The sequence below is a fragment of the Halolamina sp. C58 genome (assembly GCF_051195095.1).
Classification (GTDB): domain Archaea; phylum Halobacteriota; class Halobacteria; order Halobacteriales; family Haloferacaceae; genus Halolamina.
This window is the reverse complement of the sequence record NZ_JBNTJY010000001.1, coordinates 722,881-742,662: the sequence shown is the minus strand read 5'-3', so window position 1 is coordinate 742,662 and position 19,782 is coordinate 722,881. Positions and strand designations below refer to the sequence as shown.

The window sequence follows — 19,782 nt, the reverse complement described above, 5'->3', positions numbered from 1 at the left end:
TCCTGTGGGCGCGTTTCTGCTCGTTCACGGCGACCGTGAGTACGTACGCCGTCCCGGTGAGGAGCTACAGACCGACCTCGGCGTGCTCGACGTGCCCGAGGACGTGAGCCACGGCGACGAACTCGAGACCCACCTCGGCGAGCCGTTCACCGTCCGCGAGCTCCGCGGGCCGGACCTGTTCGAGCACTTCGAGCGCACCGGCGCGCCGATGATGCCCCGCGACGCCGGCCTCGTGATGGGTCACACCGGCGCCGGGGGCGGCGACCGCGTACTCGACGCCGGCACCGGAACGGGCGTGCTCGCGGCGTACCTCGCCCGCGCCGGCGCCGAGGTGACGACGTACGAGACCGATCCGGAGTTCGCCGAGGTCGCCCGCGAGAACATGGAGCTCGGCGGCGTCGCCGACCGCGTCGACGTGCGTGCCGGCGACGTGACCGAGCACCTCGACGAGCTCGTCGCGGAGGGGCCGTTCGACGTGCTCACGCTCGACACCGGCGACTCCGCAGCCGTGGTCGAGCGCGCGCCCGAACTTCTCACGGCTGGGGGGTTCGTCGCGGTGTACTCGCCGTTCGTGGAGTCGGTTCGGGAGACCGTCGAGGCCGCCCGCGACGGGCTCACGGACATCCGAACGTTCGAGACGATCCAGCGCCGGATGGACGTGGGCGACCGCGGCACGCGGCCGTCGACGGCCGGCGTCGGCCACACCGGTTATCTGACGTTCGCAAGAAAGGAGTAGCTCCGGCCCGGGGAGAGAACGCTACCGCGTCAGTGGTCGTCCTCGCGCCACTTGTGGCCGCACTCCGTACAGGTGAAAAAGCGCGTCTCGGACTCGTCGGCCGCGCGGATCTGCTTCATCTCGTAGCTCGCGCGGTCGTGGCCGCACTCGGGGCAGCGGATCTCCGTCGTCGGGCCCAGCGTCTCCTCGTCGACGTCGGACATGTCGACGATGTCGCTCTCCTCCTGATCCTGCTGGGTTGTCATCCCGGACTCTTCGGCCTCGTTCCGGGCTTCGGTGGCGCCGCAGCTGCCACACACCCACTCGTCGCCCTCCGCTTTCATCATCGAACCGCACTCGTCGCAGAACTTCATTGGCGGCACCGTAGCGGGTCACCCGGTTTAAGCGTCGGGGTTCGGCGCCGTGGCGGCACCGACCGGCTGGCGCCCGGCACCCAGATCTCCCGATAACACCGTTGTAACCGGGTGACGACGGGGTTCGCGAGCCCTCAAGTGGTTCGCGCTCGTAGCAGGTGACGTGACGCAACCACACTCACACAGCGTATCGACGACGACCGCACCGACGGAGGGAGAGCGATGAGCCTGCTGCAGGCCGCCGCGCTCGACGGCGCCGCCGGGACGATCTTCCTCGTCGCCCGCCTCGTCTTCGGCCTCGTGCTCGCGTTCATGGGCCTGAACCACTTCATGAACCTCGAGACGATGACGGGGTACGCCGACGCGAAGAGCATCCCCGCGCCGGCGTTCGGCGTGATCGCCTCCGGGCTGATGCTGATCCTCGGCGGCCTCGGCATCGCCGCCGGCGCCTACCCCGTCCTCGCGGCGGGGGCGCTCGCGACGTTCTTCGTCGTCGCGACGCCGACGATCCACGACTTCTGGAACGCCGAGGACACGCAGGGCGAGATGACCCACTTCCTGAAGAACGCCGCGCTGCTGGGCGCTTCGCTCGGCTTCCTCGCGCTCGGCGGCGTCGACTGGCCGCTCGCGCTCAACGTCGGCCTGTTCTGATCCGACCGTAACGACCCGCTCACGCGGGATATCCGTTCGATAGAGTCGCCGTCTCTCGCGTCCGTTCGTCGAGCGATAGCGGCGCCCACAGTCTCGCGAACGATAGCCGGGACCCGATCTTTTTCCGGGACGACGGAGCAGTTCGTCCCATGATCCGTGCCGACGGGCTCGAGAAGCGGTACGGCGAGTTCGTCGCCGTCGGCGGCAGCGACTTTTCGGCCGACGCCGGCGAGATATTCGGCATCGTCGGTCCCAACGGCGCCGGCAAGACGACGACGCTGAAGATGCTCGCCGGGCTGGTCGAACCGACCGCCGGCGAGGCGACCGTCGCGGGGTACGACGTCGACGATCCCGAGATGCGCCGGGCGCTGGGGTTCCTCCCCGAGGAGTCGCCGCTGTACGAGAACATGACCGCCCGGACGTATCTCTCCTTCTTCGCGGACCTCTACGACGTGCCCGGCGACATCGCGGACCAGCGCATCGAGTCCACGCTCGACCGTCTCGACCTCGAACACCGTGACCGCCGGCTCGGCGACGTGTCGAAGGGGATGAAGCGGAAAGTCGCGATCGCGCGCTCGCTGGTGAACGACCCCGACGTGCTGGTGTACGACGAGCCCGCATCCGGGCTCGACCCGCTGACGACCCACGAGGTGCTCCAGTTCGTGCAGGAGCTGGCCGACGACGGCAAGACCGTGGTGTTCAGCGCGCACAACCTCTACCACGTCGCCGACCTCTGCGACCGCGTGATCGTGATGAACGAGGGATCGATCATCGCCCGCGGCGGCGTCGAGGAGATCCGCGAGGCCCACGGGCGGACCACCTACCGCGTGTACGCCACGGTCGAACTCCCCGAGAGCGAGCCCGCGGGCGACCGCTACCTCGTCGAGGTCGAGAGCCTCGACGCCGCCGACGCGGTTCGGGAACGAGTGCGGGAAGCCGGCGGCGAGGTGATCGACGTGCGCACCGACGAACCGAGCCTCGAAGACGTGTTCCTCGAACTCACCGGCGAGCACAGCGCCCACAGACGGCGTGAACGGGCGGCCGACTCGCGGGAACGCGAGGGGTCACGGTGAGCGGCGACGACGACCGGCGGGTCCGGGACCCGCGGCGACGCCTCCGCAAGGTCGGCCGGATCGCGCGCTGGGAGGTCGCACACTCCGTGGGCACCGTCGACCGCCGGACGGCGCTGCTCGGACTGCTGGCCGTTGCCGTCGCGCTCGGTGCCGGCGGTGCGACCGCCGCCACGGGCGGCGTCGCGCTCGACGCGGACCTCTACCGCGTGGCGGTCGACGAGGAGAGCCCGTACCACGAACCGGTCGCTGCAGCGTCCTCGTTACAGCCGGTGGGTACGAGCGAGGAGTGGGACGCCAGAATCGTCGACGCCGACCACGGCGACCGCACGGCCGAGTTCGAGGTGCGCGACTCGGGGAAGGGTGAGGCCGCGCTCGCGGCGCTTCGGAGCGCGGTGCGGCGGCAGAACGACCGATTGATGCGCGCCGAGCGGAACGAGTCCGCGGCGTTCCCCGTCGCCGTGACGCTCGCGTACGAGAGTCGGGCGGCGGTTCCCACCGGCGGAACGACCGGCGACGGTGCGGCCGAACCGACCGCGACCGCTACACCGGGAGACAGTACGGGAGTCGGAAGTGAGACGACCGAGACAGCCGCCGCCGACACTGACGACGACAGCGGCGGGTTCGCGATCCCGAACGTCGGGGACGCGCTGTTCCCCGACCCCGCGAGCGGATCGCCCGCCGATATTCGGCCGCCGTTCCCCTTCGCGTCGCTGATCCTCGCCTTCGCCTTCCTCGTCCCGTTGAACTTCGTCGCGCAGGCGTACGGCAGCACCGTGCTCGACGAGCGGATCGGCCGCCGGGGCGAACTCCTGCTGGTCGCACCCGTCGAGCCCGGCGACGTGGTGGCCGGGAAGACGCTGCCGTACCTGCTCGCGTCGGTCGCGCTCTCGGTCGTCGTCGCGCTCGCCGTCGGCGGCGGCGAGATCGGCCCGGTGTCGGTGCTCGCGGTCGTCCCGCTGGCGGTGCTGTATCTCGCGGGCACGTTCGTCGGCGGGATGTTCGCCCGGTCGTTCAAGGAGCTCACGTTCGTCACGGTAACGCTGTCGGTGTTCCTGACCGCCTACGCGTTCGTGCCCGCCATCTTCGCGAACGTCACGCCGGTCGCGTTCATCTCGCCGCTCACCGTGGTGGTCCGGGACCTGCAGGGGATCGCCGTCACCCCGGCGCAGTTCGCGTTCGCGACGGGGCCGCCGCTGTTTGCCGGCGGGACGCTGTTCCTGCTCGGGCTCGGTGTCTACCGCGAGGAGGACATGTTCACCCAGCGCGCGGTGCCGCTGAAGCTGTTGGACGCGCTCGACGCACGGCTGGCGGGCGCACGCTCGGCGGCGACGCTCTCGGCGCTGGCGATCCCGTTCGTGTTCGTCGCGGAGCTGCTCGTCGTCGCGCTGCTGTTCGCGCTCCCGATCTCGGTGAGCCTCCCGCTGCTGCTGGTCGCAATCGCCGGCATCGAGGAGGTCGCGAAGTCGGCCCACCTCTACGCCGGCTTCCGGACCGGAACGTTCGCCCGGACCGGCCGGGCGACGCTGCTGGTCGGCGGGCTCTCGGGGCTGGGCTTCTTCGTCGGCGAGAAGTTCACCGCCGTCGTGCAGGTGGTCGGCCTCCCCGAACTCACGCTCGGCCGGGCGGCGTTCTCCGCCACCGGCACCGGGCTCGGTGCGCTGGGGAACGGGCCGCTGGCGCTGCTCGCGCTGTTTCTCGCGCCGCTGCTGCTGCACGCCGTCACCGCGACGGTGTCGGCCGCCGGGGCCACACGCGGGCGGCGGGCGTACCTCCTCGCGCTCGGGGCGGCGACGCTGCTCCACGCGAGCTACAACCTCACGGTGGTGAGCGCCGTTGTCTGAGCCCCGCCCCGAACCCGGCAGCGACGCCGCGGGCGAGCGGGAGCCGGCCGAGGATCGCGGCCGCCTGCGCTCGATCTGGCACGACCCGCGGATCGTGCTCGCCCGGAAGGAACTGCGCTCGCTGGCCGACGAGAAGACGATCGTGCTCGCGTTGCTGATCCAGCTGTTCGTCGCCGCGTTCTCCTCGTTCCTCGTCGTCGGGCTCGTCTCGATGTACCAGCCCGGCGGCGTGGGCGGCGTGAGCGTCGACGCCGCGGTGGCCGGCGACGCGGCCGACGAGCTGCTCGCGACGCTCGACGACCAGCCGAGCGTCGACGCTCGTGAGTACGAGTCGCCCGACGCGGCCGCCGCAGCGTTCCAGCGCGGGACCGTCGACGCGACGTTCCTCGCGAGCCATTCCGACGAGAACCGGATCGAGGTGGCGGTGACGGTGCCCGACGAGAACGTCCGGACGACAGTGACGGTCGTACAGGTCCGGGACGCGCTGCGGGCGTTCGAGCGCGACCAGCGCGCGAGCCGCGTCGAGTACCTCGGCACCGCGCCGCTCTCGCTGCCGCCCGAGCCCGCGAGCAGCCCGTACTACGGCTTTAGCTACACCGTTCTGGTGCCGCTGCTGCTCCTGCTGCCCGCCTTCATCGGCGGCTCGATCACCGTCGACTCGCTGACCGAGGAGATCGACCGCGGGACGATGGCGCTGCTCCGCGTCTCGCCGCTGTCGCCGGCGGGGATCGTCGACGGGAAGCTGCTGGCGTCGGTGCTACTCGCGCCCGCGCAGGCGGCGCTGTGGATGGCGCTGCTCGCGGTCAACGGCACGCCCGTCGCGAACCTCCCCGCACTCCTGCTGCTGACGACGGCGTTCGCGCTCGCGGTGTCGGCGCTGGGCGCCGCGGTCGCGCTGCTCTCCCCCGAACGCCGCGCCGCGCAGTTCCTCTACTCGACGGGCGTGCTGGGGCTGTTCGGCGCCGCCGCCCTGTTGCCGGGAAGCCCGCCGAACACGATCGCGCGGCTGGCGGTGAACTCCGCGTCGGTCACGACCTACGGCGTCGTCGCGGGCTACGTCGCGCTCGGGATCGGCGCGTACCTCGCGGTCCGTGCGCTGGTCACGCGGCGGGGGGACGCCGCGCTCGAGTAGCCTACTCCACGTACGGCCGCTCGATGTCGATCTCCCCCTCGATGACGCGGTTGAGCCGGCGGGTCACCCAGTCGAACAGCGAGATCAGCGGCGAGAGCAGCCGCTCGACCAGCGCGACGGCGGGGGCGACCGTCAGCGACCACTCGGCGGCGTTGCCGAGGCCGTACGCCTTGGGCACGATCTCGCCGAACACGAGCACGAGCGAGCTCGTGACCACGGTCGCGGCGACGACCGCGGGTCCCGGCGGCAGGCTCCGCGCCACGAGGACGGTGACGATGCTGGAGATCGCGACGTTGACGACGTTGTTCCCGACCAGCAGCGTCACCAGCAGCCGGTGGGGGTCCTCCCGGAGCGCGGTGAGCGTCCGCTCCCTTGAATCGTCGCCGGGGACCGCGTCGTGGTCGGTCGGCAACGAGAAGATCGCGGTCTCGGAGCTGGAGAAGAAGGCGCTGCACGCGAGCAGTACCACGGTCGCGCCGACGCCGCCGACGACGAGTAGGTCGATCATGGACGGACGCTCGACCGGGAGGGTATTCACAGTTCCGCGTCCCCCGTCGTGCTGCCTGCCGTACACTTTTGAGGAGGCAGTACGAGGTACGTCCCATGCCGGCCAAATCGGGCGCCGCCCACTCGCTGGGCTACCTCGTCTGTATCGTCGTCAGCGGGTTCCTGAACAAGACGATCCTGACGTATCTCCCGCCGTTCGAGCGGCTCTCGCGGATCGCCGGGAACCTCCTGCAGGCGTACCTCGAAGTCCCCGTCGAGGAAGAGCTCGCGGGCGTGATGCTCGTCATTGGCGTGCTGCTCGCGGTCTGGGGTGCCGGCTACCACGTCTACCGGAGCTGACGCCCCCGCACCGACACGTCTAACCCGGGGCGCCGAGCAAAGCCGACAGAGATGCCGCTCAAGGCCACCGCGCGAGCCCACCCGATCCAGGGGCTCGTGAAGTACCACGGGATGCGCGACACGGAGCTCCGGCTCCCGTACCACGACTCGATCAGCGTCTGTACCGCGCCGTCGAACACCACCACGACCGTCGAGTTCCTGCCCGACGCGGGCGACGACACGTACATCATCGACGGCGAGGGCGTCGACGGCCGCGGCGCCGAGCGCATCCGGCACGTGCTCGATCACGTCCGCGATCTCGCGGGGTTCGACCACGCGGTCCGGATGGAGAGCGAGAACTCCTTCCCCTCGAACGTCGGCTTCGGTTCCTCCTCCTCGGGCTTCGCGGCGTTAGCGACGGCCGCCACCGAGGCCGCCGGGCTCGACCTCACTCGGCCGGAGATCTCGACGGTCGCCCGTCGGGGCTCCTCCTCGGCCGCCCGCGCGGTCACGGGCGCCTACTCCGACCTCTCCGCGGGACTGAACGACGAGGACTGCCGCTCCCACCGACTCAACACGGGCGAAGGTGAGGACGGGTTCGACCCGGAGGAGGACCTCCGGATCGTCACTGCGCTCGTCCCCGCGTACAAGGAGACCGAGGAGGCCCACAGGGAGGCCGAAGCGAGCCACATGTTCGACGCCCGGCTCGCCCACGTGCAGGACCAGCTCGTGGAGATGCGCGACGCGCTTCGGGCGGGCGACTTCCACCGCATCTTCGGCACCGCCGAACACGACTCCCTGTCGCTGACGGCGACGACGATGACCGGCCCCGCGGGCTGGGTGTACTGGAAGCCCGAGACGATCGCCGTGTTCAACGCGGTCCGCGAACTCCGGGAGACGGGCGTCCCCGTCTACTTCTCGACGGACACCGGCGCGTCGGTGTACGTGAACACGACCGCGGAGTACGCCGACGTGGTCGAGGAGAAGGTCGCGGAGACGGGCGTCGAGACGGAGGTCTGGGAGGTCGGCGGCCCCGCCGAGGTGCTGGACGGGAGCGAGAGCCTGTTCTAGGACTCGCTCGCAATCGTCACGTTTCCACTTTCGCCGGTGACTGAAACCGAGTCGACGAACGTGTCGTTCCCCGTGACGACCGCGACCGTCCGGTCGTCGACGGTCGCGAGCCGGTAGCGGTCGTCGTCGACGCGCCAGCCGTCGGCGGTTCGGTTCCCGCGGGCGTCGAGGTAGTCCGCGAATGCGGTCTCGAACTCGGCCGCGTCGGCGTCGGTGTCCCAGCGCAGGACCCAGACGTATCCCTCGGTGTCGCCCGTGACACTGACGAGCCGGTCGTTGCCCCAGCCGGCGGCGGCTTCGATCGCTCGCTCCTCGGGGAGTTCGGTACCGAGGGCGGTTCGGACGAACAGTTCGCCCTGCCGATCACGTTCCGCAGTCGCTTCCCAGCCCGTGGTTACCGTGAGGTTCGACGGCGAATCGGTCGCCTCGGGGTGGAGCACCTGTTCGGTCGTGTTCGGCAGCCTGAGGTCGCGGTTCGAGAGTTCGCTCGGGGAGTCGAGTCGGGCGGCGAAATACTGGCCGCCGTAACAGTAGGGGGCGTTCACGTAGCGTGCGTAGGGGGTTCCGTTCGCGTACTCCGCACACGTCCGGTCGAGCGAGGAGAACCTCAAGAACTCGCGGGTGTAAAAGTTCTCGACGTAAACCGCGGACCCCTCGACGATAGCCCGCTCGGCCGCGAAACTCTCGGTGTCGTCCGCCCGTTCTAGCAGCCCGATCTGGTCCTGTATCGCGTGGACGAACTCGTGGGCGAGGATCCGTTCGAGTTCGGTCGCGGAGCCGTTCCGCGTGAGGAGCAACACTCGATCCTCCTGCCGCACGTAGCCGCCGCCGGCGTTCTCGGCAGCGAACGCTTCTCCCCCTCGGCCGAGTCCGAGGTGGGTCGCGAACGGCAGCAGTATCGACGTTCCCGTCACGTTTCTGGCGCTTACTAGCGGTGGCTCGTACTCGCCGGGGAACAGTGACTCCACGCGCTCCCAGACCAGCGTGGCGTCGACGGACAGATTGCCGGCGACGGGGACTGGCGCCGGCGTCGAGGCTGCCGCCGGTGTCGCGGTTTCGGTCGGGGTGGGTACGGGTGTGCTCGCCTCGGTGTCCGTCGGCGTGGCGGTCGGCGATGGCGCACCACCGAACGCACCACAGCCGGCCAACACCGTCGCAGAGACCACTATCAGGGTAGCCAGCAGCCGTCGGTTCATCGTCGCCAACGTCGTGGAGGGAGCCCGACCATGAATCATGTAGTAAATGGAAGAAATAAATACCTTCGGGGACCGGTCCGGCTACCGGTTCCTCACTCCCGGTAACGGTCGCCGCCGGAGACCGTCACGTTCCCCTCCCGTTCGGTGACCGACACCGCGTCGACGAACGACTCGTTCCCCGTGACGACGGCGACCGTCCGGTTGTCGACGGTCGACAGTCGGTACCGCTCGTCCCCGGCGGTCCAGACCTCACTAGTCCGGTTCCCGAGAGCGTCGAGGTAGTCCGCGAACGCGGTCTCGAACTCCGTTGCGTCCGCAGCAGTGTCCCACCGAAGCACCCAGACGTACCCCTCCGTCTCGCGGCTCACGCGAACGACGCGGTCGTTCCCCCAACCGTCTGCGGCCTCGATCGCTCGGTCCTCCCGGAGTTCGGTCCCCAACACCGTCCGGACGAACAGTTCGCCCTCGCGGTCGAACGCGCTCGGCGTGGACCAGTCGATCGGCGTCTCGTCGACGACGGTGAGGTTCGCGGGCGGGTCGTTCGTCCCGGGGTGGAGCAGTTGTTCGGTGGTGTTCGGCAGCGTGGTGTTCGGCGACAGGAGCGCGTTCGGCGACTCCAGCGTTTGGTCGAAGTACCGGCCGCCGGGACAGTAGATCTGGTCCACGTAGCGGGCGTAGGGGGAGCCCTCCCGATAGCGCTCACACCGTCGGTCGAGCGAGGAGAACCCGAGATACTCCCGGGCGTAGGCGTCGGCGACGTACGACGCGCTCCCCTCGATCAGCGACCAGGAGATCCAGAACCCCTCGCGCGTGCTGCTCCGGTTGACGAACTCGGTCTGGTACTGGATCGCGTGGACGTACTCGTGAGCGAGGACGCGGGCGATCTGTGCGTCCGAGCCGTTCCTCGGAACGATTCGGACCTGTTCCGGCCGGTGGCGGTAGCTCCCGCCGACCTGCCCTGCACGGAACCGCTCCTTCCCCGCGGACAGGCCGAGGTGGGCGGCGAAGGAGTCCGTCTGCCCCACCAGCCCGGCGTCGGTCACCGCGACCGTCGGCTCGTCGTACTCGCCGCCAAGCATCGACTCGACGCGCTCCCAGACCAGCGTCGCGTTCACCGGCAGATCGCCGTACACCGTCACGCCGCCTTCCGGCGTGGGCGTGGCGGTCGGCATCGGCGCGTCGGTCGATGTGGCGGTCGAAGCGGGCGATGCAGTCGGCGTCGGGGTCGGCGAACGAGGTTCGGTGGGCGACGCTGTTTCCGGCCCGGCGTTCGGCGTGTGGGTCGCGGTCGGCGCGCTACAGCCGGCAACCACGAGCAGCACGGCCGTCAGGAGGGTCGCGGCGGCGTGGCGGCTCACGGCCACCACCACCGTGGCGGGCGATCGGCCATCGGTTCCCCGTTCACCAGTCAGCGACTAATCACTTCTGCCGGCTCAGACGAGCTTCATCATCCGCGTCTCGAACTTCCCAACCCGGACTTTCCACCAGCCCTGAAGCTCCTCGTCCAGTTCCGGATCGTCCGTGTCCGCTCGGAGCACGTTCACGCCGTCGAGCTTCGCCCGCGAGGCGACGATCGTCACGTCACACTGCCGGATCACGTCCGGGGAGAGCTGGGGGTTCCCGCGGCCGAACACGAACCCCTGCCCGCCGATCGGCGAGACGACGATCACGTTCTCCTCGCCCAGCGCGTCGAGGATCTCCGACTCCGCCGCGTCTCTCGCGACAACCTCGCCGTCGCGCCACACGTCGACGCCGATGGGCGAGCCCTCGAAGCCGAGTTCTTCTTTGATCGTTCCGACGGTCGATCCCGGGCCGAGCACGTACGTCTTCCCGGGCTCGGCGCGGATGTCGTCGGCGACACCTTCGGCGAGCGCGTCGACGGTGCCCCCGCCCAACTGCTTGGAGGACTGCATCGCCTCCGCGACGGGCACCCGTGCGACCGCCCGGAGTTCGGGGTTCACCTCGCCCTCGCGGTACTCGTCCTCGTCGATGTCCATCACCTCGCGGCGTTCGGTGCGTTCGTAGCTCGCAAGGATGTAGGCGGCGTCCTCCGGCGACACCGCGAACACCGAGGAGTACACTTTCACGCCGGCGGGGATGCCGAGCATCGGCGTGTCCGTCCCCTCCAGTGCCTCGGCCACGTCCGCGGCCGTGCCGTCGCCGCCGCCGAACAACACTACATCGACGCCGGCGTCGACGAACGCCGCGACGGCCGCGCTGGTGTCCGCGGGCCCCGTTTCCTCGCCGTCCGGCCGGCCGAGCACGTCGGGCTCGAACCCCGCCGCGCGGACCGCCTCCTCGCCCATCGGCTCGCCCCACGTCGCGATTTCGCTGTCCGGCAGGCGATCCCGGAGTTCGGCCAGCGCGCGCTCGGCGCGGTCGGGGGCGCGCGGCTCCGCGCCGCGGGCGCGGGCCTCGGCGACCTTCCCGTCGGTCCCCTTCAGGCCCACGCGGCCGCCCATCCCCGCGATGGGGTTGAGAACGAAACCTACGTGCATACCTCGGCTTCGGCGGGCAGGGGGAAAACGGCCGCGGAGACGTTCACGAGAGCGGTGCTCGCGAGCAGACGAGTCGGGGACTCGTCTTCGTCGACGGCGACCGACCACCAGAGCTAAGCGCCGGCCAGTCGAACGCGGGGGTATGCTTCAGGCTACGGCAGTCGAGGGCGTCTCGCTGGATCCGGCGCTGACCGGCGCCGTCGGACTCGTGCTCGCGATCGCGCTGACGGCGGCGTGGACGCTGGCGTTCTACCGGTAGTTACGACCCGTCTCCTTCGACGGGCTCGACGTGGTCGGCCAGCCACTCGGCCGCCCGGCGGGCGGTCTCGGGTTCGGTCGCGGTGAGTTTCACCGTCACCGTCTCCCCGGGGTAGGAGCCGACGCTCACGTCGAAGCGGTCCTGTACCTCCGAGAGCCGGTCGAGCAGCGCGCTCTCGGGCTCGGGGGTCTCGACGGTCTCGCTGTACGTTCGTTCGCCGTCGAACTCCCCGGCGACGCTGGCGAACATCGCCTGCATCTCCGCGGGGACGCCCGGGAGCACGTAGCAGGACTCGACGACGGCGCCCGGGGCCACGCCCTCGGTGTTGTGCAGCGGCCGCGCGCCGACGGGGAGCTCGGCGGTGCCGGTCGCGAGGTCGTCGGCCGCGTAGCCGCCCTCCTCGCGGAGCCACGTCACGGCCTCGTCGTGCAGTTCCACCTCGCGGCCGAACGCGGCGGCGACCGCCTCCATCGTCACGTCGTCGTGGGTCGGACCGAGTCCGCCGGTGACGATCACGGCGTCGTACTCGGCGTGGTACTCGTTCACGACGCGGGCGATGTCCGAGACGCGGTCCGGGACGGTGGTGACGCGCTCCACGTCGACCCCGCGGTCGTCGAGGCGGGCACAGAGCCACGTCGCGTTCGTGTTCTCGGTGTCGCCGGTGAGTAGTTCGTCGCCGACGGTCACGATGGCAGCGTCCATTTGTCGGCGGTACGCGCGAGCGGGGGAAAAGCGCGACGGCGGCGGCTACGGCCCAACGACCGCGTAGCAGTTCCCGCTGGAGAGCTCCCACTCCAGCAGCTCCAGATCGCTCGCCCGCAGGTCCGCCTCGAACTCGGCGGGGTCGTAGACGTGGTAGTATCGACCGACCGTCTCGCCGCCGGGCAGCGTCCAGTCGATCTCCGTGTCCAGCCCCGAGCCGTCGGTCTCCTCCTCGGCGAACCGGTCGTGTTCGGTGCTCCACGCGCTCACGAGCGCGCGGCCCCCGGGTGCGAGCACGCGAGCCAGTTCGTCGAGGCTCCCCACGCGGCGCTCACGGGGCCGGAGGTGGTGCAGCGTCGCGACGTACACCGCGAGATCCACGGTGTCGGTCCGGAGCGGGATCGTCGCGGCGTCGCCCGCGACGAGGTCGGCGTCGAAACCGCGTTCCGCGGCGCGGTCGGCCGCCTCGGCGAGCAGGCCCGTGCTGGCGTCGACGCCGACGACGCGCTCGGTGTGGGCGGCGAGCACCTCGGCGTGGCGGCCGTTCCCGCAGCCGAGATCCAGCCCGAGTTCGCCCGTCCGGCCGTCGAGGAACGACTCGATCTCCGGCCACGCGTGCTCGCGAGTCTTCGAGAAGTGGGCGGCGATACGGTCGTACGTGTGGCCGGCGTGGGACATGGTTCGGGAACGGACGCCTACAGGAAGAGGAACGCGATCACGGTCAGCGTCAGCAGGACGACGACGTGTTTCGCGCCGTCGGCGAGACTACCTTCACCGAGCTGGCCCGCGACCAGCCCCGAGAAGATCGCCTGCATCACGGCGGCGTGGTAGAACAGCAGGGTGTAGGCGGCGGTGTCGACGCTCCCCAGCCCGGCGAACACGCTGGAGGAGACGCCGCCGGGGAGCCCGCCCCCGCTGGCGCCGCCGAGGTTCGCGTTGTCGATCGCCGGGATGAACGACGACGAGAGCGCGAACACGATACCGATGAACACGAAGAAGGAGATGTAGATCACCATCAGGTACGTCAGCATCTCCTGTCGGCGCTCGCGCTGGAGCCGGCGGCTCGCGCGCGCCTCGTCGGCCGCGATCTCCAGTACGGGCGCGATCTCCCCGCTGGCGGTCATCGCGTTGGTGATCAACACCGTCGCGCGGGTCATCATCGGCGAGTCGATCCGGCGCTCCATCCGGCGGAACGCGGCGCGCACGTCGGCGCCCCAGCGCACGTCCTCCCACGCCCGCCGGAGCTCCGGGCTCAGCGCGTCGAGATCGGAGCGCGTGAGCCGCTCGATGCTCTGGACGATGCTCACGCCGGCGTCGTTGATGCTCGCGAGCCGGTCGAGGAAGTCCGGGATCACCCGCTCGATCGCCTTCACCCGCCGCTTGTTGATCTCGTACAGCAGCGCGAACACGCCCGTCGCGAACAGGATCGCCTCGACGACCGGCGTGTCGATCGTCCGGAGCGCCGCGAGCGGCGAGAGCGGCACCGCGCCCGACCGGACGCCGACCCACCAGAGCCCGATCGGGACCGTGACGACGAAGCTGTACCCGGGGTTGCGGAGCACCAACTCGCCGGGGCTGCGGAGCCACCCGAGGACCCTCTCGAACCTCGTGTACAGTTCGAGGCGCTCGCGGCTCGCCGCCCACTCGTCGGCGACGCCCTCCGCCGACGCCTGTCCGCCGTCGGTCAGCATCGCGTCGGGGATGTCGGTGATCCCGCTGATCTCGATCGAGGGGATCTCGGCACGCTCCTGTCCCAACGTCTCGCTGATCGTCTTCGTCGAACTGTCGATGTAGGCGATAAAGGCGAGGCTCGACAGCGGGATGCCGAGATACACAACCACCCGCAGGAGGTCGAGCGTCTCCTGTAACACCAGCCCGATCACGACGAGGATCGTGATCAGGAACAGCGGCCCCGCCACCAGCACCGTGACGTACGCCTCCGCGAACGTCGACAGCAGGTCGAGGTACTGGCGCTGCTGGGCCTCGGCCTCCTCCTGGTAGCGATCGTACTGATCCTTGAGGAAGTTCGAGAGCGACTGCCCCGAGCCGAGCACCGAGGCGAGGTTCTCGCCGAACTCCTCCATCCCCTCGCTGGGCGTGCGGTCGGCCATCCGGTCCAGCGCGCTCAGCACGTCGGTCCCGAACGTGTTCATGTCCCGGACGGCGACGCCGATCTCGACGGCCGCCTCGCCGTACACGTCGCGGTTACGGGTCAGCGTGTCGAGGATCGCGGGGAACGCCATCCCCGAGCGGGAGAGCGCGTAGATGAACGCGATCGTCCGGGGGAGCGTCGCCTCGATCTCGCTGGCGCGGGTGTCGGCCTTCTCGTCCAGCATCGCCCACCGAAAGTAGTAGGTGCCGAACGCGAGCGCGGTGCCGACGGTCGCGCTGGAGACGAACACCAGCACGAACAGGTTCGTGAGCCCGAGCTCGGTCACCCGGGTCAGATCCGAGAGGAACGCCAGCGCGGTCGGCAGCTGTGCGCGGACGGTGTCGCCGCTGATTCGGAGCACCCAGAGCAGCACCGCGGCGGCGTAGACACCGAGGATGCTGCCGCTGACCCCGAGCAGCAGGCTGTACAGCAGCGTCCGTGCGGCGTAGACGCGGTGGGTGGTCTCGACGTGGGCGGCCCGTAGCCGGGACTGCTGGTCCTGCTTGCGCGGGCTCTCGTTGGCGACGTAGTCGCCGAACAGCGAGAGCGACACCCGAGAGATCACCAGGTTCGTCCCCTGACTCACCTGGTCGGCCAGCAGCGGCGCCAGCAGCGCGGCGGCGAACAACAGCGGCAGCACCCACAGCATCTCACTCCACCGTGTCGGCGAGCTCGTCGCCCGCCGAGAGCTCCACGTCGGCGCTCTCGACCCGTTCCATCACGCGCTCGGGGTGGGCGTAGTACTCGTTGATCAGCGCCGTGAACGCCCGGTAGTCGGTGATACCGCGCTTGAGGAGGAACTCGAGGAACCGCTCGCGGTCGCGGATCTCCGAGAGCAGTTCGGACCGACTCCAGCCCCGTTCGTCCTGAATCTCCTCCAGCAGCGAGGAGTCCTGCCGGCGCACCGTGTCGGAGTCGGCCTCCCACGTGAACGCCGCGGAGTAGTCGAGCTCGCCCGTCCGCTGGTCGATGCCGCCGATCTCGCCGATCGTCTTCGCGCGGCGAACGCGCTCCTCGCCTTTGCGAGTCAGCACCTGGATCGAGATCATGTCGAGGCTCTGAACCATCGCACGGGGGACGTTGATCGGCTCGTTCTCGAGTCGGTTGATCACCGTCTCGATCGAGTCGGCGTGCATCGTCGAGAACGTCGTGTGGCCGGTGTTCATCGCTTGGAACAGCGTGACCGCCTCCGCCCCGCGCACCTCGCCGACGACGATGTACTCCGGGCGGTGGCGCAGCGCCGACCGCAGCAGGTCGTACATGTCGATGTCGGTCCCCTCGTCCAGCCGCTCGCGGGTGACCGAGGAGAGCCAGTTGTCGTGGTACAGCGAGAGCTCGCGGGTGTCCTCGATGGTGAGCACCTTCGCCCGCGGCGGGATGAACATGGAGACGGCGTTCATCGACGTGGTCTTCCCCGACGCGGTCCCGCCGGCGAAGATGAGCGACTTGTTGTGCTCGATGCAGAGCCAGAAGTACGCCATCTCGCCGATCGTGAACGTGTCGTACTTGATCAGGTCGATCGGCGTGAACGGCTCCTCGGCGTACTGGCGGATCGTAAAGGCCGAGCCCCGCGGGGTCACTTCCTCCCCCAGCGCGAGTTCGGCGCGGGAGCCGTCGGGCAGGGTGGTCTCGACGATGGGGTCGCCGACGGAGATGTGGCGGCCGGACTGCTGGGCCAGCCGGATCACGTAGTTGTCCAGCGCCTCCGCCTCGAAGGAGACGTTCGTCTCGATGTCGGTGTAGTCGTCGTGGTAGACGAAGATCGGGAGGTCGTAGCCGTCACACGAGATGTCCTCGATGTGGCGGTCGTTGAGCAGCGGGTCGACCTTCCCGAACCCGCGGAAGTCCCGGAGGAGGTAGTACAGCAGCGCGTGGAACGTCCCCATCCCGGCGTCGACGCCGTACTGCTCGAGCAGCCCCGAGAGCTCCTCGCGCAGCGTCTCCTCGTCGGCCTCGGTGCGGGCCGCGCGGTACAGTAGCGGATCGCGGATGTCCTCGACGACCCGGCGCAGCAGCAGCGTCTCGAACTCGTCGAGGTCGGGCTCGACCGCGTAGTACTGGTGTTCGCTGGCCTCCGGGTCGTGCGTGATCACCACGTAGGCGTACGGCGCGTTCACCCAGTAGCGGTCGACCTCCTCGTGTCCCTCGGGCACGTCGAAGGAGGCCAAGGGACCGTCCTCGCCGGGGCGGAACGGACGGGTCTCGAGCTCGGAGCCCCGGAGCATCTCCACGGTCCGGGAGATGCGTCGCTTGAGGTCCGAGAGCGTGTCCCCGAGATCCGCCCCGTCGATGAACTCCCCCGACATCCGTAGCTATCCTGGCTACCGGCCGGCCGGACTTAAATATGTGCGCCCGCCGCGACCCCGCGCGGACCCGCCGACTCAGCGGAGTATCGCGTAGAAGATCGCGACGAGCCCCACGACGTCCACGGCCTGACTCGTCGACGCGACCGCGAAGACGACCGCCGGGCTGTCGGCCGCGACGAGGGGGACGACGACCGGCAGGAGCAGTTTGAGCGCCGCGTGACCCACCGTCAACAGGAACAGGCCCGCCCCGAACAGCAGCATCGAGCGGTCGTCGTTTCGACGGTAGCCGCGGATCGCCTGATAAGTGAGCAGCGCCCCGATCGCCACGAGGGCGAGCAGGAGGACGGTCTCGACCGGCGAGGTGGCGCCCTGTTCGACGGAGACGCCCTGAAGCGGGGCGAGCGCCGGGCTGAACGCGGCGCCGACGGGTCGGTGCCGTCGGGTGCTCCGGGGGGCGAACCGGTCGTCGGCTGTGTGTTCAGCGGTCATAGATTGCGTAGGTGAGGACGGCCGCGCCGGCGAGGCGGCACAGTTCGGTCGCCGGGCCGATCAGCGCCGTCGACGACAGCGTCGACGAGAGGACGATGTTGACGAGCTTGGAGACCGAGACCAACAGCAGGAGCCCCACGCCGAACAGCAGGAGCGACCGCTGTTCGGTCCGTCGGTAGCCACGGAGCGCCCGGTAGCCGACGACGCCGCCGACGACGATCGAGACGACCGATCCGACGAAGAACAGGACGCCGGTGGCGGCGCCGAGTTCGGTGAGCTGGAGCGGGATCATCTGAGTTGGTTGAGCAGGTCGGTCATGCGGTCGGCGGGGTCACGGGTCCGGTCGAGCTCGACGACGAACTCGCCGTCGTCGAGACGGACGCTGAACTCCTCCAGCGTCGCCGCGTACACCTCGTAGTGGTGGCCGTCCGGATCGTACTCCTGGTAGCTCTCCAGCAGGTCGTGTTCCCGCAGTCGGTCGATACGTCGGTACGTGGTCGCTTTCGAGGCGTCACAACGGTCCATCAGTTCGGTGGCGGAGAGGGGCTGTTCGCTCGTGTGGCGGAGGATGGATCTGGCGTACTCGTCCTCGATCAACGAGGCGATCGCCGCCAGCTCCTCCTCGTCCATCCTCCGGAAGCTGTCGGCGTCGTCTGTTAAATCACCCGACATACCCGGCGACGATCGGGGCATCAGGCCAACTCGGCCGTCCGGAACCGCCAGTAGCCGACCGCGGGGACGACGGCGCCCCACAGGAGCAGCATCCCGAGCCCGAACCACGGGACTGCGTCGGCGGCGCGGGCGGCTTCGACGGGCGCGAACGCCAACTCCATCGCTTCCAGATACGCGCCCACCGGGCTGAGCGCGGTGACGAGTGCGGCGTCACGCGCGGACACCGTGAGCCCGACGGCGCCGCCGACCGTCTCGACGGCGTCGACGAGGTAGCTGCTCCCGACCAGCCACAGCACGTCGCCGACGACGTAGAACCCCGCCGCGAGACTCATCGCCCGGGCCCGCGATGCGGCGAGTGCGGACAGCCCCACCGCGACCGCGGCGTTGGCGAGCGCGAACACCGTCGAGATCGCGACGAACCGACCGAAGACGCCGGCGTCGACCGAGCCGAACATGACGACCGACAGCCCGAGCGCGACCGCGAATCCGGCGCCGAGACCCAGCACGACGGTCGCCCCGCGGGACAGGAGCTTCCCAGCGACGACGGCGAGGCGGCTGTCGGGGAGGCCGAGCCGGAACGTGATCGTCCCGTCCTCCCGCTCCCCGGCGATCGCGAGGTAGCCGGCGACGATGCCGACGACGGGGAGCACAACGGCGGTGACGCTCGTGACGCCCACGAGCAGTTGGGTCGCACTCGTGATGTCGCTCGTCGCCCCGGAGACCACGAGCAGAACGGTGAACAGCGCGTAGGCGCCGACGACGCCCCAGAGCAGCCGTGATCGGCGGACGGTCAGGAAGTCGTGGCGGGCGATCCTGAGCACGCTCCCCGTCACGCCTCCACCTCCGGCGCGCGGCCGTCGAGGGGTTCGCCGTCGGCCGCCGTGACCGTCTCGAACAGGTCGTCGAGCGACGCGTCGTCGATCGTCACGTCCCGGACCGTCGTCGCCGCGGCGACGCGGCTGATCACCGCCGCCTTGGCGGCCGGCTCCGTGCAGGTCACTCGCAGCTCCGAGCCGGCCGTCGTGGCCGCCGAGACGCCCGGCACGTCGAGGAGATCGACCTCGGGCTCGGCGTCGACCCGGAGCGTCACCGTCGACTCGGTCCGGAGCGTCTCTCGGAGTCCGTTGACGGTGTCGACCGTCGCGAGCCGGCCCGCACGCAGGATTCCGACCCGGTCACAGACCGCCTCGACCGCCGGGAGGAGGTGACTGGAGAAGAACACCGTCGTGCCGGCGGCGGCCTCTTCGCGGACCAGCTTGCGGACGTCCGCCATCCCCGAGGGGTCCAGCCCGGAAGAGGGCTCGTCGAGGATCAGCAGGTCGGGGTCGCCGACCAGCGCGATCGCCAGCGCGAGTCGCTGTCGCATCCCCTTCGAGTACCCGCCGGCCCGGCGGTCCCGCGCTTCCGGGTCCAAACCGGTCCGGTCGAGCAGCGCGTCGGGGTCGTCGGCGGCGTCTTTCGCCGCGATCGCGTAGTCGAGGTGCTCCCTCGCAGTCAGTCGGTCGTACGTGTTGTACCCCTCGGGGAAGATACCGATCCGACGGCGGAGCTCGCGTGACTCGGACTCGACGTCGTGGCCGAGGACGCGTCCGCTCCCCGCCGTCGGCGTCAACAGTCCCAGCAGGACGTTGATCGCCGTCGACTTCCCGGCGCCGTTCGGGCCGAGGAAGCCGAACACCTCCCCCTCCCGGACCGTGAGATCGAGGCCGTCGAGCGCCACTACGTCGCCGTAGCGCTTCGTGAGGTCGCGCGTTTCGATCGCTGCCATCGTTACCGTCGACTCGTGGCGCCGGCCCCATAACCCGGGCCGCACGGTTTCAGAACCA

At 69.9% G+C, this 19,782-nt stretch carries 21 protein-coding genes; 7 read left to right on the top strand and 14 right to left on the bottom strand.

Annotation, left to right across the window (positions count from 1 at the left end):
- Nucleotides 1–4 precede the first annotated feature (4 nt).
- Nucleotides 5–736: a methyltransferase domain-containing protein gene (locus tag ACQUSM_RS03885; RefSeq protein WP_435115920.1), complete on the top strand. Its 732-nt coding sequence runs from the start codon at nt 5–7 to the stop codon at nt 734–736.
- 29 nt (nt 737–765) lie between these two features.
- Here the strand turns inward: ACQUSM_RS03885 and ACQUSM_RS03880 are convergent, their stop codons facing one another.
- Nucleotides 766–1,089 carry a transcription factor S gene (locus ACQUSM_RS03880; RefSeq protein WP_435115918.1) on the bottom strand — a complete coding sequence of 108 codons (324 nt, stop codon included), beginning with the start codon at nt 1,087–1,089 and terminating at the stop codon, nt 766–768.
- Between the two features lie 222 nt (nt 1,090–1,311).
- On the opposite strand from ACQUSM_RS03880, the gene ACQUSM_RS03875 reads away from it, so the two are divergent.
- The 4 genes from ACQUSM_RS03875 (at nt 1,312) to ACQUSM_RS03860 (ending at nt 5,786) form a co-directional block, all read left to right on the top strand.
- Nucleotides 1,312–1,740, top strand: a complete 429-nt coding sequence (locus tag ACQUSM_RS03875) for a DoxX family protein (RefSeq protein ID WP_435115916.1) — start codon at nt 1,312–1,314, stop codon at nt 1,738–1,740.
- A 149-nt stretch (nt 1,741–1,889) separates the two neighbouring features.
- Nucleotides 1,890–2,813 (top strand): ABC transporter ATP-binding protein, encoded by a 924-nt coding sequence (locus tag ACQUSM_RS03870; RefSeq protein ID WP_435115914.1) that lies wholly within the window; start codon nt 1,890–1,892, stop codon nt 2,811–2,813.
- Nucleotides 2,810–4,654: an ABC transporter permease gene (locus ACQUSM_RS03865; protein ID WP_435115912.1), complete on the top strand. Its 1,845-nt coding sequence runs from the start codon at nt 2,810–2,812 to the stop codon at nt 4,652–4,654. Before ACQUSM_RS03870 ends, ACQUSM_RS03865 begins: the two co-directional genes overlap by 4 nt.
- A gap of 73 nt (nt 4,655–4,727) precedes the next feature.
- Nucleotides 4,728–5,786 carry an ABC transporter permease gene (locus tag ACQUSM_RS03860; protein WP_435118279.1) on the top strand — a complete coding sequence of 353 codons (1,059 nt, stop codon included), beginning with the start codon at nt 4,728–4,730 and terminating at the stop codon, nt 5,784–5,786.
- Between the two features lies 1 nt (nt 5,787).
- Here the strand turns inward: ACQUSM_RS03860 and ACQUSM_RS03855 are convergent, their stop codons facing one another.
- On the bottom strand, nt 5,788–6,294 hold the full coding sequence (locus tag ACQUSM_RS03855; RefSeq protein WP_435115910.1) for a DUF21 domain-containing protein: 507 nt from the start codon (nt 6,292–6,294) through the stop codon (nt 5,788–5,790).
- 95 nt (nt 6,295–6,389) lie between these two features.
- Here ACQUSM_RS03855 and ACQUSM_RS03850 point away from each other — a divergent pair, with 95 nt between their 5' ends.
- Both ACQUSM_RS03850 and mvaD read left to right on the top strand, forming a co-directional pair.
- The gene (locus ACQUSM_RS03850; RefSeq protein ID WP_435115908.1) at nt 6,390–6,632 is read left to right on the top strand and encodes a hypothetical protein; all 243 of its coding nucleotides are present in this window, start codon (nt 6,390–6,392) and stop codon (nt 6,630–6,632) included.
- Nucleotides 6,633–6,683: 51 nt separating this feature from the next.
- Nucleotides 6,684–7,682 (top strand): phosphomevalonate decarboxylase MvaD, encoded by a 999-nt coding sequence (gene mvaD, locus ACQUSM_RS03845; RefSeq protein ID WP_435115906.1) that lies wholly within the window; start codon nt 6,684–6,686, stop codon nt 7,680–7,682.
- Here the strand turns inward: mvaD and ACQUSM_RS03840 are convergent.
- The 12 genes from ACQUSM_RS03840 to ACQUSM_RS03785 all read right to left on the bottom strand — a co-directional run bounded on the left by ACQUSM_RS03840 (nt 7,679) and on the right by ACQUSM_RS03785 (nt 19,724).
- On the bottom strand, nt 7,679–8,878 hold the full coding sequence (locus ACQUSM_RS03840) for a hypothetical protein (protein ID WP_435115904.1): 1,200 nt from the start codon (nt 8,876–8,878) through the stop codon (nt 7,679–7,681). The genes mvaD and ACQUSM_RS03840 overlap by 4 nt on opposite strands.
- Nucleotides 8,879–8,970: 92 nt before the next feature.
- Nucleotides 8,971–10,236, bottom strand: a complete 1,266-nt coding sequence (locus ACQUSM_RS03835; protein ID WP_435115902.1) for a hypothetical protein — start codon at nt 10,234–10,236, stop codon at nt 8,971–8,973.
- A gap of 75 nt (nt 10,237–10,311) precedes the next feature.
- Nucleotides 10,312–11,376 carry an ATP-NAD kinase family protein gene (locus ACQUSM_RS03830; protein ID WP_435115900.1) on the bottom strand — a complete coding sequence of 355 codons (1,065 nt, stop codon included), beginning with the start codon at nt 11,374–11,376 and terminating at the stop codon, nt 10,312–10,314.
- 259 nt (nt 11,377–11,635) lie between these two features.
- Nucleotides 11,636–12,337 (bottom strand): competence/damage-inducible protein A, encoded by a 702-nt coding sequence (locus ACQUSM_RS03825; protein WP_435115898.1) that lies wholly within the window; start codon nt 12,335–12,337, stop codon nt 11,636–11,638.
- 45 nt (nt 12,338–12,382) lie between these two features.
- Nucleotides 12,383–13,015 carry a methyltransferase domain-containing protein gene (locus ACQUSM_RS03820; RefSeq protein WP_435115896.1) on the bottom strand — a complete coding sequence of 211 codons (633 nt, stop codon included), beginning with the start codon at nt 13,013–13,015 and terminating at the stop codon, nt 12,383–12,385.
- A 17-nt stretch (nt 13,016–13,032) separates the two neighbouring features.
- Complete coding sequence (locus ACQUSM_RS03815; protein ID WP_435115894.1) at nt 13,033–15,138, bottom strand: type II secretion system F family protein; 2,106 nt, start codon at nt 15,136–15,138, stop codon at nt 13,033–13,035.
- 1 nt (nt 15,139) lies between these two features.
- On the bottom strand, nt 15,140–16,795 hold the full coding sequence (locus tag ACQUSM_RS03810) for a type II/IV secretion system ATPase subunit (protein WP_435115892.1): 1,656 nt from the start codon (nt 16,793–16,795) through the stop codon (nt 15,140–15,142).
- Nucleotides 16,796–16,870: 75 nt separating this feature from the next.
- Entirely contained in the window at nt 16,871–17,284 is a 414-nt protein-coding gene (locus ACQUSM_RS03805; protein ID WP_435115890.1) for a DUF7521 family protein, read from the bottom strand.
- Nucleotides 17,274–17,576, bottom strand: a complete 303-nt coding sequence (locus ACQUSM_RS03800) for a DUF7521 family protein (protein ID WP_435115888.1) — start codon at nt 17,574–17,576, stop codon at nt 17,274–17,276. The genes ACQUSM_RS03805 and ACQUSM_RS03800 overlap by 11 nt, the downstream gene beginning before the upstream one ends.
- A complete protein-coding gene (locus ACQUSM_RS03795) occupies nt 17,573–17,977 on the bottom strand; it encodes a helix-turn-helix domain-containing protein (RefSeq protein ID WP_435115886.1) in 405 nt (134 codons plus the stop codon). The genes ACQUSM_RS03800 and ACQUSM_RS03795 overlap by 4 nt, the downstream gene beginning before the upstream one ends.
- Nucleotides 17,977–18,789, bottom strand: a complete 813-nt coding sequence (locus tag ACQUSM_RS03790) for an ABC transporter permease subunit (RefSeq protein ID WP_435115884.1) — start codon at nt 18,787–18,789, stop codon at nt 17,977–17,979. Before ACQUSM_RS03790 ends, ACQUSM_RS03795 begins: the two co-directional genes overlap by 1 nt.
- The gene (locus ACQUSM_RS03785) at nt 18,786–19,724 is read right to left on the bottom strand and encodes an ATP-binding cassette domain-containing protein (RefSeq protein ID WP_435115882.1); all 939 of its coding nucleotides are present in this window, start codon (nt 19,722–19,724) and stop codon (nt 18,786–18,788) included. Before ACQUSM_RS03785 ends, ACQUSM_RS03790 begins: the two co-directional genes overlap by 4 nt.
- Nucleotides 19,725–19,782: the final 58 nt, after the last annotated feature.